Annotated in this window: 1 rRNA gene; it reads right to left on the reverse strand. The window is 54.8% G+C overall.

The annotated features are described in order from the left end of the window. A 23S ribosomal RNA gene (locus WS34_RS15205) occupies positions 1 to 376 on the reverse strand; the annotation flags it as partial.

Raw genomic sequence — 376 nt, forward strand, 5'->3', positions numbered from 1 at the left:
GGTTAAGCCCTCGACCTATTAGTACAGATCAGCTCCATATGTCACCACACTTCCACCTTCTGCCTATCTACCTCGTCGTCTTCAAGGGGTCTTACTAGATTAACTCTATGGGATATCTCATCTTGAGGGGGGCTTCACGCTTAGATGCCTTCAGCGTTTATCCCGTCCCGACTTGGCTACTCGGCCATGAGCCTGGTGGCTCAACCGATGCACCAGAGGTCAGTCCATCCCGGTCCTCTCGTACTAAGGACAGCTCCTCTCAGATATCCTACGCCCACGCCGGATAGGGACCGAACTGTCTCACGACGTTCTGAACCCAGCTCGCGTACCGCTTTAATGGGCGAACAGCCCAACCCTTGGGACCTACTACAGCCCC

Origin of the sequence: Odoribacter sp. N15.MGS-14, assembly GCF_000980245.1 — a bacterium.
In the GTDB taxonomy this organism is placed as follows: Bacteria; Bacteroidota; Bacteroidia; order Bacteroidales; family Marinifilaceae; genus Odoribacter; species Odoribacter splanchnicus.